This is a genomic window from Pseudovibrio exalbescens DSM 16456, assembly GCF_000422785.1.
GTDB classification, from domain to species: Bacteria; Pseudomonadota; Alphaproteobacteria; order Rhizobiales; family Stappiaceae; genus Pseudovibrio; species Pseudovibrio exalbescens.
In genome coordinates, this window is record NZ_AUGS01000029.1 from 1 (window position 1) to 16530 (window position 16530).

At 54.6% G+C, this 16530-nt stretch carries 14 protein-coding genes and 1 tRNA gene; all 15 read left to right on the top strand.

Annotation, left to right across the window (positions count from 1 at the left end; genetic code table 11):
* The coding region (locus tag G512_RS22440; protein WP_208975009.1) for an EF-Tu C-terminal domain-related protein at nucleotides 1-95 on the top strand (95 nt) is incomplete at its 5' end.
* Between the two features lie 99 nt (nucleotides 96-194).
* A tRNA-Trp gene (locus tag G512_RS0114300) sits at nucleotides 195-270 on the top strand.
* A gap of 107 nt (nucleotides 271-377) precedes the next feature.
* A complete protein-coding gene (secE, locus tag G512_RS0114305; protein WP_028482313.1) occupies nucleotides 378-575 on the top strand; it encodes a preprotein translocase subunit SecE in 198 nt (65 codons plus the stop codon).
* Nucleotides 576-606: 31 nt separating this feature from the next.
* A complete protein-coding gene (nusG, locus tag G512_RS0114310) occupies nucleotides 607-1140 on the top strand; it encodes a transcription termination/antitermination protein NusG (protein ID WP_028482314.1) in 534 nt (177 codons plus the stop codon).
* 110 nt (nucleotides 1141-1250) lie between these two features.
* Nucleotides 1251-1679, top strand: coding sequence for a 50S ribosomal protein L11 (gene rplK, locus G512_RS0114315; RefSeq protein WP_028482315.1), 429 nt, complete (start codon nucleotides 1251-1253; stop codon nucleotides 1677-1679).
* Between the two features lie 5 nt (nucleotides 1680-1684).
* Nucleotides 1685-2380: a 50S ribosomal protein L1 gene (rplA, locus tag G512_RS0114320; RefSeq protein WP_028482316.1), complete on the top strand. Its 696-nt coding sequence runs from the start codon at nucleotides 1685-1687 to the stop codon at nucleotides 2378-2380.
* Between the two features lie 325 nt (nucleotides 2381-2705).
* Nucleotides 2706-3224 carry a 50S ribosomal protein L10 gene (gene rplJ, locus G512_RS0114325; protein ID WP_028482317.1) on the top strand — a complete coding sequence of 173 codons (519 nt, stop codon included), beginning with the start codon at nucleotides 2706-2708 and terminating at the stop codon, nucleotides 3222-3224.
* Nucleotides 3225-3284: 60 nt separating this feature from the next.
* On the top strand, nucleotides 3285-3662 hold the full coding sequence (rplL, locus tag G512_RS0114330) for a 50S ribosomal protein L7/L12 (RefSeq protein ID WP_028482318.1): 378 nt from the start codon (nucleotides 3285-3287) through the stop codon (nucleotides 3660-3662).
* Nucleotides 3663-3830: 168 nt separating this feature from the next.
* The gene (gene rpoB / locus G512_RS0114335; protein WP_028482319.1) at nucleotides 3831-7976 is read left to right on the top strand and encodes a DNA-directed RNA polymerase subunit beta; all 4146 of its coding nucleotides are present in this window, start codon (nucleotides 3831-3833) and stop codon (nucleotides 7974-7976) included.
* A gap of 101 nt (nucleotides 7977-8077) precedes the next feature.
* The gene (gene rpoC / locus G512_RS0114340; protein WP_028482320.1) at nucleotides 8078-12277 is read left to right on the top strand and encodes a DNA-directed RNA polymerase subunit beta'; all 4200 of its coding nucleotides are present in this window, start codon (nucleotides 8078-8080) and stop codon (nucleotides 12275-12277) included.
* Nucleotides 12278-12351: 74 nt separating this feature from the next.
* Nucleotides 12352-12666 carry a hypothetical protein gene (locus G512_RS0114345; protein ID WP_051269387.1) on the top strand — a complete coding sequence of 105 codons (315 nt, stop codon included), beginning with the start codon at nucleotides 12352-12354 and terminating at the stop codon, nucleotides 12664-12666.
* A gap of 489 nt (nucleotides 12667-13155) precedes the next feature.
* Complete coding sequence (rpsL, locus tag G512_RS0114350) at nucleotides 13156-13527, top strand: 30S ribosomal protein S12 (RefSeq protein WP_028482322.1); 372 nt, start codon at nucleotides 13156-13158, stop codon at nucleotides 13525-13527.
* A 12-nt stretch (nucleotides 13528-13539) separates the two neighbouring features.
* Nucleotides 13540-14010, top strand: coding sequence for a 30S ribosomal protein S7 (rpsG, locus tag G512_RS0114355; protein WP_028482323.1), 471 nt, complete (start codon nucleotides 13540-13542; stop codon nucleotides 14008-14010).
* A gap of 24 nt (nucleotides 14011-14034) precedes the next feature.
* On the top strand, nucleotides 14035-16110 hold the full coding sequence (gene fusA / locus G512_RS0114360; RefSeq protein ID WP_028482324.1) for an elongation factor G: 2076 nt from the start codon (nucleotides 14035-14037) through the stop codon (nucleotides 16108-16110).
* A 49-nt stretch (nucleotides 16111-16159) separates the two neighbouring features.
* On the top strand, nucleotides 16160-16530 hold a 371-nt coding region (locus G512_RS21250; protein ID WP_036489845.1), incomplete at its 3' end, for a GTP-binding protein.

A 16530-nucleotide genomic window follows, 5' to 3' on the forward strand; every position in this document is an offset into this window, starting at 1 on the left:
TCGTTCCGATCGCAATGGAAGATGGTCTGCGTTTCGCTATCCGCGAAGGCGGCCGCACCGTTGGTGCTGGCGTCGTTGCTGAAATCATCGAATAAGATCGGCTTGACCGATCCTTGGCGCCACGCTAGAAGCAGTGGCGCCGGCCTTTAACGAGGCCGAGCAATGAGCTCTTTCTCGCTGTGGTGAGAAGGTGTAGGGGTATAGCTCAGTTGGTAGAGCGACGGTCTCCAAAACCGTAGGTCGGGGGTTCGAGCCCCTCTGCCCCTGCCATTTTGCTCTTGATAAGCAAGCCGACATGGCTTAAAGAAGTTTTTTTCTGATGGTGGGGCGCGTGGATCACTTCACGCGCCCACCTGTCGTGAGTTGGGCCGGTACGGATGGCAAAAACCAATCCTTTTACATTTATTCAGCAGGTTCGTTCCGAGACTGCGAAAGTTACATGGCCTACCCGCCGTGAAACCGCGATTACGACTGTCATGGTCTTTATCATGGTGTTTCTGGCGGCACTCTTCTTCCTGGCTGCAGACCAGTTGATGAGCTATGTAATCTCTTTGTTGCTTGGCCTTGGTGGCTGAAGTTAGCACGATTTAGGAGCGAACTTTAAATATGGCTAAGCGCTGGTACATCGTTCACGCCTACTCGAATTTCGAGAAGAAGGTTGCTGATGCGATTAAAGAAAAAGCACGGCAACAGGGGCTTGAGGATCTGTTTGAAGAGGTTCTCGTCCCGACCGAGAAGGTTACAGAGGTCCGCCGCGGTCGCAAAGTTGAAAGCGAGCGCAAATTCTTCCCCGGTTATGTTTTGGTGAAGATGGAGATGACCGACGAAGCGTATCACCTTATCAATGATACGCCGAAGGTCTCTGGCTTTCTGGGGAACGACAAAAAGCCGATGCCGATTTCTGAGGCCGAAGCCCGTCGCATTCAGGGGCAGGTCGAGGAAGGCGTTGAGGCGCCCAAGCCGTCTATCAGTTTCGAAGTGGGCGAACAGGTTCGCGTCAGCGATGGTCCGTTTGCTTCCTTCTCCGGCCTTGTTGAAGAGGTCGATGAGGAGCGGGCTCGTCTGAAAGTGACGGTGTCCATTTTCGGCCGTGCTACGCCGGTCGAACTCGAATACGGCCAGGTCGACAAAGTCGGCTGAACCGTTCAATCGGGGCGGCGGACTTGGGGCACTTTCGCCGGTGTCTTTTGGTCGGACCGCCCACTCTCTTGTGATCCTGCGGGATCACCTATTCCTTTTTGGAGAGGATTATGGCGAAGAAAATTGAAGGTTACCTAAAGCTTCAGGTGCCGGCGGGTTCTGCTACGCCGTCTCCGCCAATTGGCCCGGCACTGGGTCAGCGCGGCCTGAACATCATGGAGTTCTGTAAGGCGTTCAATGCGAAGACGCAGGACGTTGAAAAGGGTGCTCCATGCCCGACAGTAATTACGTATTACTCTGACAAGTCTTTCTCTTTTGAGGTCAAGACTGCTCCTGTGTCCTTCTTTCTGAAGAAGGCAGCGAACATCAAGTCTGGTTCTCAGACACCTGGTCGCGCCAAGGTAGCTTCCGTGACCAAGGCTCAGGTTCGTGAGATCGCTGAAGCCAAGATGAAAGACCTGAACGCCAACGATATTGAATCAGCAATGATCATGATCGAAGGCTCTGCCCGCTCCATGGGCATTGAAGTGACGGAGTAAGATCGATGGCGAAAGTTGGTAAGCGCATTAAAGCGGCCCGTGAAGGCATTGATCGCAACAAGACCTATGGTCTTGGTGAAGCTCTGTCCATGCTCAAGGATCGGTCCAAGACCAAGTTCGACGAAAGCATTGAACTTGCCATCAACCTCGGCGTAGATCCTCGTCATGCGGACCAGATGGTTCGTGGTGCGTGTGTTCTGCCGAACGGTACCGGCAAGACAGTTCGCGTTGCCGTATTTGCGCGCGATGCCAAGGCTGAAGAAGCCAAGGCAGCTGGTGCGGACATTGTTGGTGCTGAAGATCTGGTTGCAGAAATTCAGGGCGGTACGATCAATTTCGACACAGTGATCGCAACACCGGACATGATGCCGCTGGTCGGTCGTCTCGGTAAGGTTCTCGGCCCGCGCGGCATGATGCCGAACCCGAAGGTCGGTACTGTAACGCCAGACGTCACCAAGGCTGTTAAAGACGCCAAGGGTGGTGCTGTTCAGTTCCGCGTCGAGAAGGCCGGTATCATTCATGCAGGTGTAGGCAAGGTGTCCTTCGACATCGCCAAGCTGGAAGAAAACGTCAAGGCAATGGTTGATGCCGTTATCAAGGCAAAGCCATCGGGCGCCAAGGGTACCTACCTGAAGCGTGTAGCGATTTCATCCACAATGGGCCCTGGTATCAAAGTTGAGCTGGCTTCCGTAACCGAATAACGGTAGACAGCTATCGATTTGCCCTCTCGCTTCTGTGAGAGGGTGCGGTTGGAGCGTAAAGCTCTAACATCCCTGTCCGAGACTGCAGGTGTTGGCCGCTATGGTCAGCTTAAGCCATTCGGGCCTGCATAGATGGAGAAGGACCGTTGACTAGACCTATGGATAGTGACCGGTTCGAACCGTTAAGCCTTGCTGCGTCATTCGACGGGTGAGGGGACAGGAACCCTGAGCGTCGTTTGATGATCATTGTACCCCAGTGATCGGAAAGCGGCAAAGGCAAACCGGCAATAGTCCCTCAAGGATTGTTGCTAAATGGAGAAGGCAAGTGGAAAGAGCGGATAAGCAAAAGTTCGTCTCGTCCTTCAACGAGGTGTTGAACAACACCGGCGTTGTGGTCGTGGCGCACTACGCCGGTCTGTCGGTCTCGCAGATGACCAAGCTTCGTAACGAAGCGCGCGAAGCCGGTGGTACCGTAAAAGTTGCTAAGAACCGCCTTGTCAAGCTTGCCCTTCAAGGCACTGAGCTGGAGCACATCAGCGATCTGTTCCAGGGGCCAACCGTTCTCGTTTATTCCGAGGACCCGGTTGCTGCTCCTAAGGTTGCTGCAAACTTCGCCAAGGCAAACGACAAGCTTGTCATCCTTGGTGGTGCTCTCGGTTCTACAAACCTCGATGCTGCTGGCGTCAAGGCCCTGGCAGAAATGCCAAGCCTCGACGAACTGCGCGGCAAGCTCGTTGGTCTGCTTCAGACCCCGGCTTCCCGTATTGCACAGGTTACAAGCGCACCGGCCGGGCAACTCGCTCGCGTCTTCAATGCGTATGCCGAAAAGGGCGAAGCCGCTTAAGGCGGAACCACTTATTTTTTGTCAAAACCCTAGCGGTTCGAACAGTAAGGTACAAAGAAAATGGCTGATCTCGAAAAGATCGTTGAAGAACTCTCTGCCCTCACCGTCATGGAAGCTGCTGAGCTGTCCAAGATGCTCGAAGAAAAGTGGGGCGTTTCCGCTGCTGCTCCAGTAGCAGTTGCTGCTGCTGGTGGTGCTGCTGATGCAGGCGCTGCTGCTGAAGAACAGACCGAATTCGACGTGATCCTGGCTGATGCCGGCGCGAAGAAGATCAACGTGATCAAGGAAGTACGTGCGATCACCGGTCTTGGCCTGAAGGAAGCCAAGGAGCTCGTAGAAGGCGCTCCGAAGCCAATCAAGGAAGGCGTTGAAAAGGCAGAAGCTGAAGAGCTGAAGAAGAAGCTCGAAGAAGCTGGTGCAAAGATCGAACTCAAGTAATTTTGGGTTCTTTATAACGGTCCCGGAGAGATCCGGGACCGATTTCGTACCCTGGCGGGTTTCCTTGCCGGGGTAAACGTCCCAACGGGGACGGTTCTGTTAAGGTACGCGTTACTAGGGCTTCGTAGTTTCGCCGAACCGTCACCTTGAGTGATACGAGGAGCGACAATGACGCAAACGTTCAACGGTCGCAAGAGGGTCCGTAAGTACTTCGGGTCCATCCGCGATGTAGCGGCCATGCCGAACCTTATCGAGGTGCAGAAGGCATCGTATGATCAATTTCTGCAAGTCGAAAAGACCGAGGGTGGTCGTGTTGATGAGGGCCTAGAGGCCGTCTTCAAATCCGTCTTTCCGATCTCGGATTTTGCCGGAACTTCCCTTCTCGAATTCGTTTCCTACGAATTCGAACATCCTAAATATGACGTGGACGAATGTCGTCAGCGGGATATGACCTACGCAGCTCCTCTGAAGCTGACGTTGCGTCTCATCGTGTTTGACGTCGATGAGGACACAGGCGCAAAGTCCGTGAAAGACATCAAGGAACAAGATGTCTACATGGGCGATATTCCGTTCATGACGGATAACGGTACGTTCATCATCAACGGTACCGAACGCGTTATCGTGTCTCAGATGCACCGGTCTCCTGGTGTGTTCTTCGACCACGACAAGGGCAAGACTCATTCGTCAGGCAAGTTGCTGTTTGCCGCGCGCGTGATTCCTTACCGTGGTTCCTGGCTGGATATCGAGTTCGATGCCAAGGACATCGTCCACGCACGTATCGACCGTCGTCGTAAGATCCCTGTGACGTCACTTTTGATGGCGCTGGGTCTCGACCACGAAGAGATCCTGAACACCTTCTATCGTCGCATTGATTATACCCGTATGGGCAACGATGCGTGGCGGGCGCCGTTTGACGCCGACCGCATGAAGGGGTCCAAGGCAACGCGTGATCTGATTGATGCTGACAGCGGCGAAGTGGTCGTTGAAGAAGGCAAGAAGATTACTGCCCGGACAATTCGCCAGTTGGAAGAGCAGGGTGTTGCTGCACTGAAAGTGGGCGATGAGGACCTGTACGGCCAGTATCTGGCTGAAGATGTGGTTGATCCGTCCTCCGGTGAGGTTTACGCCGAAGCTGGTGATGAAGTCACCGAGAAGCTTCTGGCCGAGTTCGTTGAGCGCGGTTTCCACGATCTGGCTGTTCTTGACATCGACCACGTGACTCACGGTGCCTATATCCGTGATACACTGGCGGCCGATAAGAATGACAGCCGTGAAGATGCATTGTTTGACATCTACCGCGTGATGCGTCCGGGCGAACCGCCCACCATCGAAACCGCGGAAGCGATGTTTCATTCGTTGTTCTTCGATGCTGAACGCTACGATCTTTCCGCGGTTGGCCGTGTGAAGATGAACATGCGCATGGACCTTCAGTGCGACGACAGCGTGCGTGTTCTGCGCAAGGAAGACATTCTGGCCGTTATCCGCACGCTGGTGGACATGCGTGATGGGCGCGGGGAGATCGATGATATCGATAACCTTGGCAACCGTCGTGTCCGTTCCGTTGGCGAGCTGATGGAAAACCAGTATCGCGTTGGGTTGCTGCGTATGGAGCGGGCGATCAAGGAGCGTATGAGCTCCGTTGAGATCGACACCGTGATGCCGCAGGATCTGATCAATGCGAAGCCTGCAGCGGCTGCTGTTCGTGAGTTCTTTGGTTCCTCTCAGCTGTCTCAGTTTATGGACCAGACCAACCCGCTTTCAGAAGTCACGCACAAGCGTCGTCTTTCTGCACTTGGCCCAGGTGGTCTGACCCGTGAGCGCGCCGGCTTTGAAGTGCGCGACGTGCACCCGACCCACTATGGTCGTATCTGTCCGATTGAGACGCCAGAAGGCCCGAACATTGGTCTGATCAACTCGCTGGCTACTTATGCTCGCGTCAACAAGTACGGCTTCATTGAAAGCCCGTACCGCAAGGTTGTCGACGGCAAGGTAACACGTGACGTGATCTATCTCTCCGCCATGGAAGAGAGCAAGTACTACGTTTCGCAGGCCAACGCTGAGTTGAACGACGATTTCGAGTTTGTTTCGGATCTCGTGCAGTGCCGTCACGCTGGTGAAAACATTCTGGTCCCACCAAGCCGTGTGGATTTGATGGACGTTTCGCCAAAGCAGCTCGTGTCGGTCGCAGCTTCGTTGATTCCGTTCCTTGAAAACGATGACGCCAACCGGGCCCTGATGGGTTCGAACATGATGCGTCAGGCGGTGCCGTTGGTTCGTGCGGAAGCTCCTTATGTGGGCACCGGCATGGAGCCTGTGGTGGCGCGTGACTCCGGTGCGGCCATTGGTGCTCGCCGTGGTGGTGTTGTCGATCAGGTGGATGCAACGCGTATCGTTATCCGTGCGACCGAAGATCTGGATCCGTCCAAGTCCGGCGTTGATATCTATCGCTTGCTGAAGTTCCAGCGCTCCAACCAGGATACCTGTATCAACCAGCGGCCGCTGGTGAACGTGGGTGACCGGGTTCAGAAAGGCGACATCATTGCTGATGGTCCGTCGACAGATTTGGGTGATCTGGCTCTGGGTCGTAACGTGCTCGTGGCTTTCATGCCATGGAACGGTTACAACTTCGAGGACTCCATCCTTCTGTCCGAGCGCATCGTACGTGATGACGTGTTCACCTCCATCCACCTCGAAGAATTCGAAGTGATGGCGCGTGACACCAAGCTTGGTCCGGAAGAAATCACACGCGACATTCCGAACGTTTCGGAAGAGGCTCTCAAGAACCTTGACGAAGCCGGTATTGTTTACGTAGGTGCGGAGGTCAAGCCGGGCGATATTCTCGTCGGCAAGATTACGCCGAAGGGCGAGAGCCCGATGACACCAGAAGAAAAGCTTCTGCGTGCCATCTTCGGTGAAAAGGCATCGGACGTTCGTGATACCTCGCTGCGTCTGTCTCCGGGCGTCTCCGGTACCGTTGTTGAAGTTCGTGTGTTCAACCGCCACGGCGTTGAAAAAGACGAGCGCGCGATGTCCATCGAGCGTGAGGAAATCGAACGTCTGGCGAAAGACCGCGACGACGAACAGGCTATCCTTGACCGGAACGTCTATGGCCGCTTGGCCGAGATGATCATGGGTCATGTGGCCGTTGGTGGCCCGAAGAACTTCCGCAAGGGTGTTGAGATCGACGGAAATGTTCTCAACGAGTTCCCACGGTCGCAGTGGTGGCAGTTTGCGGTCGAAGACGAAAAGCTCATGAGCGAGCTTGAAGCTCTTCGCGGATCTTATGACGAAAGCCGCAAGCGTCTCGAGCAGCGGTTTATCGACAAGGTCGAGAAGCTGCAGCGCGGTGATGAATTGCCACCTGGCGTCATGAAGATGGTCAAGGTCTTCGTCGCTGTGAAGCGCAAGATCCAGCCGGGTGACAAGATGGCCGGTCGTCACGGGAACAAGGGTGTGGTCTCCAAGATCAACCCGTGTGAAGACATGCCGTTCCTCGAAGATGGAACGCACGTGGACATCGTGTTGAACCCGCTGGGTGTGCCATCACGCATGAACGTCGGTCAGATCCTTGAAACACACCTCGGTTGGGCTTGTGCCGGAATGGGCAAGCGCATCGGTGAACTCTATGATGAGTACAAGAAGACCGGTGAAATCGAGAAGCTGCGTGGCAAGGTCGTCGAGATCTACGGTGACAACCTCAAGGGTGATCCCGTCAAGGAGTACGACGACGAGGGCATCGTGAAGTTGGGCGAGCAGCTCAAGCAGGGTGTTTCTATCGCAACGCCAGTGTTTGACGGGGCCCGCGAGCCTGATGTTGTGGACATGCTCAACATCGCCGAAGAGAACCCATCTGGCCAGTCGACACTGTTCGACGGGCGTACGGGTGAACAGTTCGATCGGCCGGTGACTGTGGGCTATATCTACATGCTCAAGCTTCACCACCTTGTGGACGACAAGATCCACGCCCGTTCGATTGGTCCGTACTCGCTCGTTACTCAGCAGCCGCTGGGTGGTAAGGCGCAGTTTGGTGGCCAGCGCTTCGGTGAGATGGAAGTGTGGGCGCTTGAAGCTTACGGCGCAGCGTACACCCTCCAGGAAATGCTCACCGTCAAGTCGGACGACGTGGCGGGGCGTACCAAGGTGTACGAAGCGATTGTTCGTGGCGATGACACGTTCGAAGCCGGCATTCCAGAGAGCTTTAACGTTCTCGTCAAGGAAATGCGGTCACTCGGACTTAATGTCGAGTTGCAGGAAAAAGGTGCGCGTTATCCGGTCAATGACGATGACGCAACGGCCGTGGATGCAGCGGAATAAAGTAGCCGTGACAAATCCCGCCGATAACATTCACTTTATGCCGGTAGCAGGGGAATTCGCAGAATGCGGGTTCCCCCACCGCGCATGTTAGGAGAGAGCCGATGTCGCAAGAGGTCATGAACCTGTTCAATCAACAGGCTCCCGCACAGAGCTTCGATCATATCCGCATCTCGATTGCGAGCCCGGAAAAAATCCTTTCCTGGTCTTTCGGTGAAATCAAAAAGCCGGAAACGATCAACTACCGCACGTTCAAACCAGAGCGTGAGGGCCTGTTCTGTGCTCGCATTTTCGGTCCGATCAAGGACTATGAGTGCTTGTGCGGTAAGTACAAGCGCATGAAATACAAAGGCGTTATCTGTGAAAAGTGTGGCGTTGAAGTCACTCTTTCCCGTGTACGTCGTGAACGGATGGGTCACATTGAGCTCGCTGCTCCTGTCGCTCACATCTGGTTCTTGAAGTCGCTGCCATCGCGCATTGGCTTGCTTCTGGACATGACGCTCAAGGATCTTGAGCGGGTTCTGTATTTCGAGAACTACATTGTTCTTGAGCCGGGTTTGACGCCGCTCAAGCAGCATCAGTTGCTCTCGGAAGAAGAATACGTTCTGGCGCAGGACGAGTATGGTGAAGATGCCTTCACGGCGATGATCGGCGCGGAAGCCATCCGCGAGATTCTGGCCAGTATGGATCTTCAGGCTGAAAGCGAGAAGATCCGTCAGGAGATCGCAGAAGCTACAACCGAACTCAAGCCTAAGAAGCTGGCCAAGCGTTTGAAGGTTGTTGAGGCATTCCTCGAGTCCGGTAACCGGCCTGAGTGGATGATCCTGACCGTTGTTCCTGTCATTCCACCGGATCTTCGTCCGCTGGTGCCGCTGGATGGTGGCCGGTTTGCGACGTCGGATCTGAACGACCTTTACCGTCGTGTGATCAACCGTAACAACCGCTTGAAGCGTCTCATTGAATTGCGTGCGCCGGATATCATTATCCGTAACGAAAAGCGCATGCTGCAGGAGTCTGTTGATGCACTGTTCGATAACGGCCGTCGTGGCCGTGTCATTCAAGGTGCCAACAAGCGTCCTCTGAAGTCGCTTTCCGACATGCTGAAGGGTAAGCAGGGTCGTTTCCGTCAGAACCTTCTTGGTAAGCGCGTGGACTACTCCGGTCGTTCCGTTATTACTGTGGGTCCGGAACTGAAGCTGCACCAGTGCGGTCTGCCGAAGAAGATGGCGCTTGAGCTGTTCAAGCCGTTCATCTACTCGCGGCTTGACGCCAAGGGCTTCTCTTCAACGGTCAAGCAGGCCAAGAAGCTGGTTGAAAAGGAACGCCCGGAAGTTTGGGACATTCTCGACGAGGTGATCCGCGAACACCCTGTTCTGCTAAACCGTGCGCCTACGCTTCACCGTCTTGGTATTCAGGCTTTTGAGCCGACCCTGATTGAAGGTAAGGCAATTCAGTTGCACCCACTCGTCTGTTCGGCGTTTAACGCTGACTTTGACGGTGACCAGATGGCTGTGCACGTACCGCTCTCACTGGAAGCCCAGTTGGAAGCACGTACGCTGATGATGTCCACCAACAACATTCTGCATCCGGCAAACGGTGGTCCGATCATCGTGCCATCGCAGGATATTGTTCTGGGTCTCTACTATCTGTCCATCATGGCAGAAGGTGAGCCAGGAGAAGGGATGGCGTTCGGCAACCTTGGCGAACTGCACCATGCGCTTGAAAACAAGACTATCACGGTTCACACCAAGATCCGCGGTCGCTTCAAGACGGTTGATGAATTCGGTCAGCCAGTCTCCAAGATCTATGAGACCACTCCAGGTCGCATGATGATCGGTGAGCTGTTGCCGAAGCACCATGAAGTTCCCTTCGACATCTGCAATAAGCTGATGACGAAAAAGGACATCTCCAAGATGATCGACACGGTCTACCGTGCGACCGGTCAGAAGGAGACGGTTATCTTCTGTGACCGTATCATGGACCTTGGGTTCAAGAACGCCTGCCGCGCTGGCATTTCCTTTGGTAAGGATGACATGGTCATTCCGGATGCGAAGGAAAAGCTGGTCGATGAGACCTCTGCGATGGTTGCTGAATACGAACAGCAGTACAACGACGGTCTGATTACGCAGGGCGAGAAGTACAACAAGGTTGTTGATGCCTGGGCGAAGTGTACCGATAAGGTTGCTGACGAGATGATGAAACGCATCTCGGCTGTGGAATACGACGAGGAAACGGGTCGTGAGAAGCAGATGAACTCTGTTTACATGATGGCCCACTCCGGTGCGCGTGGTTCTCCGGCACAGATGAAGCAGCTCGGCGGTATGCGTGGTCTGATGGCCAAGCCGGACGGTTCTATCATCGAAAACCCGATTATCGCGAACTTTAAGGAAGGTCTGTCGGTTCTCGAGTACTTCAACTCATCGCACGGTGCCCGTAAGGGTCTTGCTGATACGGCGTTGAAGACTGCGAACTCCGGTTACCTCACCCGTCGTCTGGTCGATGTGGCACAGGACAGCATCATTCTTGAGCCTGACTGTGGATCCGAAAACGGTATCTCCGTACAGGCCATCGTTGATGCAGGTAACGTCATCGCGTCTCTGGGTAGTCGTGTTCTTGGCCGTACGGCTGCAGAAGACGTCCACAACAACGCCACGGGCGAGCTGATTGTGCCGAAGGGCAAGCTGATCGACGAGAAGGATGTTGAAGTCATCGAAGCCGCCAAGGTTCAGATGATCAAGATCCGCTCCGTTCTGACCTGTGAAACCAGGACCGGCGTGTGTGCAGCGTGTTATGGCCGTGACCTTGCGCGCGGTACACCTGTCAACATCGGTGAGGCGGTTGGTGTTGTTGCCGCTCAGTCCATTGGTGAGCCAGGCACCCAGCTGACAATGCGTACCTTCCATATCGGTGGTACGGCACAGGTGGTCGACTCCTCGTTCATCGAGTCCAACTTCGATGGCACCATCAAGATGCGCAACCGCAATGTCGTTCGGGACTCCTCAGGCAACAACGTGGTGATGGCACGAAACATGTCGATCATCGTGGTTGACAGCGATGGCAACGAACGCGCGTCCCATCGTCTGATGTATGGCTCCAAGCTGCACGTTGACGAAGGTGACAAGGTCAAGCGCAGTCAGCGTCTGGCAGAATGGGATCCATATACCCGTCCGATTTTGACGGAAGTAGCTGGTCGTGTGGGCTTTGAAGATCTCGTGGATGGTTCTTCCGTCAAGGAGACCACGGATGAGGCAACGGGTATTACCAAGCGCGTGGTCATCGACTGGCGTGGGTCTTCCCGTGGTGCAGACCTGAAGCCTGCTATCGTCGTACAGGACGAGAACGGCAATCCGGTTAAGCTGCCACGTGGCGGCGATGCCCGGTCTCTGTTGTCCGTTGATGCCATCTTGTCGGTACAGCCGGGAGATGTCGTTCATGCGGGTGACGTGCTGGCACGTATTCCGCTTGAAAGCGCGAAGACCAAGGACATTACCGGTGGTCTGCCGCGTGTGGCAGAGCTGTTTGAAGCACGGCGTCCGAAGGATCATGCAATCATCGCGGAAGTCGATGGGACGATCCGTTTCGGTCGTGACTACAAGAACAAGCGCCGCATCATCATCGATCCGACTGAGGAAGGTGTTGAACCGGTTGAGTACCTCATTCCAAAGGGCAAGCACTTCCATCTTCAGGAAGGCGATACCATCGAGAAGGGTGAGTACCTGATCGACGGTAACCCAGCGCCGCATGACATCCTTGCCATTAAGGGTGTTGAGGCTCTGGCCGCGTTCCTGGTCAACGAGATTCAGGAAGTCTATCGTCTTCAGGGTGTGGGCATCAACGACAAGCACATTGAAGTTATTGTGCGTCAGATGCTGCAGAAGGTCGAGATCACCGATCCAGGTGATACTGAATTCTTCGCTGGCGAACAGATCGACAAGATCGACTTCGAAGAAGCTAACCAGCGGGCGATCGACAATGCACGCGATCCGGCCAAGGCGGTTCCAGTTCTTCTGGGTATCACCAAGGCGTCGTTGCAGACCCGTTCGTTCTTCTCTGCTGCATCGTTCCAGGAAACCACTCGTGTCCTGACCGAAGCAGCGGTTGGCGGAAAGATCGATCCGCTTGATGGTCTGAAGGAAAATGTGATCGTGGGTCGCCTGATCCCGGCCGGTACCGGCGGGACGATGAACCGGATCCGCAAGATCGCAACCCTGCGCGATGATCTGATCATGGATGCGCGCCGGGCAGCGTCAACCGCCGGGTCGGCGGATGCGATGCTGGAAGATTTCAGCGGCAGCATTGACTGATCGCTGAACACGCTCAAGATAAAGAGGCCGCCCCGCGAAGGGCGGCCTTTTCCATTTATACAAAGGAGCCAAACATGGCCGAGACAGACAACCCAACACCATTGAATGGTGCGGGCGATACACCAACACTCTACATTCTTGTCGGTCGCGGCTGGGAAGTGGAAGAGGGAACTCCGGATGATGCTGTTCCGTTCAATATCCTGGTAACGGCAGCTGATGATGACGGCGCAGTCCGTCGGGGTCTGGAAGCGCTGGGTGCGCAGGGCTTCATTGAAGCAGAGCTTGATCAGATCGGGATCGTCACGGAACGCCCGGAAGAGGAAACTTTTCAGGCTGCCTACGATGACGCACTGGCCGGCAATGTTGCTGTGATTGCCTTCAAGGACTAAGGTGCTTTCTCAGTTTGGTCCGTGGAATCAATCGGCGATCGTTGAAGGGTCTCAAATGTCAGCAAGCGCCGGCGTTTGGAATCTGAAAACCCGACCCGAAGAAAAGTTTCATGGATTAATCTGTTTGAGTAATTTAATTACCCTGCTCGCGTTGGCCTCAATATGGGCTGCCAAGTGCCCGTTAATATAGTCTTTACCCGAGATTATTTTGCGCAGGGGTACTTGACGAAACATGGTGCTGTGAGTAGGTTCCGCGCAACCCCGTGGCAGGCGGTAAGCAATGTCCTTTTTCTATGGCGCCGCGCCGAGAAATACTGAAGCTTAAACGCTGCCGGGTTCATAGGCGAATACACGTCGAACTCATGATCGCGTTCACGCGTGATCCTCTGCCATCGCAGCGCCTTCCGCAGAAAGCGGATTAGGCGCGCTTGCGTTTGTCTAAAGGGATGCAGAGTTCGACGGAGAACATTAGGTAAAGGGCAATAAAGTATGCCGACGATCAATCAGTTGATCCGTAAGCCGCGCAAGGATCCTCCGAAGCGGAACAAGGTTCCGGCAATGGAAGCAAATCCGCAGAAGCGTGGCGTTTGTACGCGCGTTTATACCACGACGCCAAAGAAGCCGAACTCGGCTCTGCGTAAAGTGGCTAAGATCCGTCTGACGAATGGCTTCGAGGTCATTGGATATATCCCGGGTGAGGGGCACAACCTGCAGGAACACTCCGTTGTGATGATCCGCGGCGGTCGTGTAAAGGACTTGCCGGGTGTGCGTTATCACATTCTTCGTGGTGTTCTTGATACCCAGGGTGTTAAGGACCGTAAGCAGCGTCGCTCCCATTACGGCGCGAAGCGCCCGAAATAAGAGGATAACCATATGTCCCGTCGTCACGCTGCTGAAAAGCGTAAAGTTCTTCCAGATCCCAAGTTTGGTGACATTGTCATTACCAAGTTTATGAACGCGGTAATGTATGATGGCAAGAAATCTGTTGCCGAAGGTATCGTTTACGGTGCGTTCGACATCATGCAAAAGAAGACCGGCAACAATCCAGTAGAAGTGTTTCACTCCGCTCTGGAAAACGTGATGCCGCAGGTTGAGGTTCGCTCCCGCCGTGTTGGTGGTGCGACCTATCAGGTTCCGGTTGAAGTTCGTGCAGAACGTCGCCAGGCCTTGGCTATTCGTTGGCTGATTGCAGCCGCGCGCGGCCGCAACGAAACCACAATGGTTGAGCGTCTTTCTGGCGAACTGCTGGATGCGGCCAACAACCGTGGTAACTCCGTAAAGAAGCGCGAAGACACGCACCGTATGGCGGAAGCCAACCGCGCGTTCTCGCATTATCGCTGGTAAAATCCCCGGAAAGAGGCTGGCGCTATGTCACGCACACACAAAATCGAGGACTACCGCAATTTCGGCATCATGGCCCACATTGATGCCGGTAAGACGACGACAACAGAACGTATTCTGTTCTACACCGGTCGGTCCCACAAGATCGGTGAAGTTCATGATGGCGCAGCCACCATGGACTGGATGGAGCAGGAGCAGGAGCGCGGTATCACCATTACCTCCGCTGCTACCACTGCGTTCTGGAAGGAAAAGCGTCTGAACATCATTGACACCCCAGGTCACGTTGACTTCACGATTGAAGTTGAGCGTTCCCTGCGTGTGCTCGATGGTGCGGTAGCTCTTCTTGACGCCAACGCAGGCGTCGAACCGCAGACTGAAACTGTTTGGCGTCAGGCTGACAAGTATCACGTCCCGCGGATGATCTTCGTCAACAAGATGGACAAGCTGGGTGCCGATTTCTTCCGCTGTGTGGAAATGATCGAGAAGCGTCTAGGCGCGAACCCACTTTGCTTGCAGCTGCCTATCGGCGCTGAGAGTGAGTTCCAGGGCGTTGTCGATCTGCTGAAGATGAAAGCTCTCATCTGGCGTGGTGAAAACCTCGGCGCAAGCTGGGATGAGCTGGATATTCCGGAGGACCTGGTTGATCAGGCTCAGGAATACCGTGAAAAGCTCATTGAGACCGCTGTGGAAGCTGACGAAGCAGCAATGGAAGCTTATCTGGAAGGTGAAGAGCCTTCTTTCGAGCAGCTTCAGGGGCTGATCCGTAAGGGCACCATCAATGGCGATTTTGTGCCTGTGCTGTGCGGTACCGCTTTCAAGAACAAGGGTGTTCAGCCTCTGCTTGACGCCGTTGTAGACTATCTTCCTAGCCCGGTCGATGTTGCAAACATCAAGGGTATCGATCCCAAGACCGAGGAAGAAACCGTTCGCAAGTCCGGTGATGAGCATCCGCTGGGCATGCTTGCGTTCAAGATCGCGAACGACCCGTTCGTTGGCTCTTTGACCTTCTGCCGTATCTACTCCGGTGTGCTGAACAAAGGTACCTCGGTTCTGAATACCGTGAAGGACAAGCGCGAACGTGTTGGTCGCATGATGCAGATGCACTCCAACAGCCGCGAAGACATCGAAGTTGCCTATGCTGGTGACATCGTTGCGATCGCTGGTCTGAAGGATACCACGACGGGTGATACGCTCTGTGATCCTCTGAAGCCGGTTATTCTGGAACGCATGGAGTTCCCGGATCCGGTTATCGAGATTGCTGTAGAGCCGAAGACCAAAGCTGACCAGGAAAAGATGGGCATTGCCCTGAACCGTCTGGCTGCTGAGGATCCGTCCTTCCGCGTCAAGACCGACGAAGAGTCCGGCCAGACCATTATTGCTGGCATGGGTGAACTTCACCTGGACATCATCGTCGATCGCATGAAGCGTGAGTTCAAGGTTGAAGCGAACATTGGTGCGCCTCAGGTTGCTTACCGTGAGACCATCACCAAGTCCGCCGAAGTTGACTATACCCACAAGAAGCAGTCTGGTGGTTCTGGTCAGTTCGCTCGCGTTAAGCTCACTATTGAGCCAAATGAAACCGGTGCAGGTTTCGAATTCAAGAACACGGTTGTGGGTGGTAACGTTCCGAAGGAATACATCCCGGGCGTTGAAAAGGGTGTCGAAAGCGTTATGTCTTCCGGCCCTCTGGCAGGCTTCCCAATGGTCGATATCAAGGTCACCCTCACAGATGGTGCTTACCACGATGTTGACTCCTCCGTGATGGCGTTCGAGATCGCTGGCCGTGCTGGTTTCCGAGAAGCTGTTAGCAAAGCTGGCGCAAAGCTTCTGGAACCCATTATGAAGGTTGAGGTTGTCACTCCAGAAGAGTACATGGGTGACGTAATCGGTGATTTGAATTCACGTCGTGGTCAGATCGCCGGTACCGAAAACCGCGGTATCGTGACCGTTATCACTGCTATGGTTCCGCTGGCCAACATGTTTGGTTACGTAAACAACCTGCGCTCCATGTCGCAGGGGCGTGCACAGTATTCCATGGTGTTCGATCATTACGATCTTGTCCCACAGGCTGTGGCAGACGAGGTTCAGGCAAAATACGCCTGAGCCTAGTTTTTGACAGTCGACGGGATTACAGAGAGAACGGAGAAATCCGATGGCTAAAGAAAAATTTGACCGTACGAAGCCACACGTCAACATCGGCACAATCGGCCACGTTGACCACGGCAAGACCACTCTGACTGCTGCTATCACCAAGCAGTTCGGTGACTTCAAGGCTTATGACGAAATCGACGGTGCGCCGGAAGAGAAGGCTCGTGGTATCACGATCTCGACCGCTCACGTTGAGTACGAAACCGACGCTCGTCACTATGCTCACGTTGACTGCCCAGGTCACGCTGACTACGTGAAGAACATGATCACCGGTGCAGCGCAGATGGACGGCGCCATTCTGGTTGTGAACGCAGCTGACGGCCCAATGCCGCAGACCCGCGAGCACATCCTTCTGGCTCGTCAGGTTGGTGTTCC

What these genes read in the sequence shown, in the direction of transcription:
- secE (WP_028482313.1), top strand. Translation starts at nt 378, where the DNA reads ATGGCAAAAACCAATCCTTTTACATTTATTCAGCAGGTTCGTTCCGAG.
- rplK (WP_028482315.1), top strand. Translation starts at nt 1,251, where the DNA reads ATGGCGAAGAAAATTGAAGGTTACCTAAAGCTTCAGGTGCCGGCGGGT.
- nusG (WP_028482314.1), top strand. Translation starts at nt 607, where the DNA reads ATGGCTAAGCGCTGGTACATCGTTCACGCCTACTCGAATTTCGAGAAG.
- G512_RS0114345 (WP_051269387.1), top strand. Translation starts at nt 12,352, where the DNA reads ATGGCCGAGACAGACAACCCAACACCATTGAATGGTGCGGGCGATACA.
- rpsL (WP_028482322.1), top strand. Translation starts at nt 13,156, where the DNA reads ATGCCGACGATCAATCAGTTGATCCGTAAGCCGCGCAAGGATCCTCCG.
- rpsG (WP_028482323.1), top strand. Translation starts at nt 13,540, where the DNA reads ATGTCCCGTCGTCACGCTGCTGAAAAGCGTAAAGTTCTTCCAGATCCC.
- rplL (WP_028482318.1), top strand. Translation starts at nt 3,285, where the DNA reads ATGGCTGATCTCGAAAAGATCGTTGAAGAACTCTCTGCCCTCACCGTC.
- rplA (WP_028482316.1), top strand. Translation starts at nt 1,685, where the DNA reads ATGGCGAAAGTTGGTAAGCGCATTAAAGCGGCCCGTGAAGGCATTGAT.
- rpoB (WP_028482319.1), top strand. Translation starts at nt 3,831, where the DNA reads ATGACGCAAACGTTCAACGGTCGCAAGAGGGTCCGTAAGTACTTCGGG.
- fusA (WP_028482324.1), top strand. Translation starts at nt 14,035, where the DNA reads ATGTCACGCACACACAAAATCGAGGACTACCGCAATTTCGGCATCATG.
- rpoC (WP_028482320.1), top strand. Translation starts at nt 8,078, where the DNA reads ATGTCGCAAGAGGTCATGAACCTGTTCAATCAACAGGCTCCCGCACAG.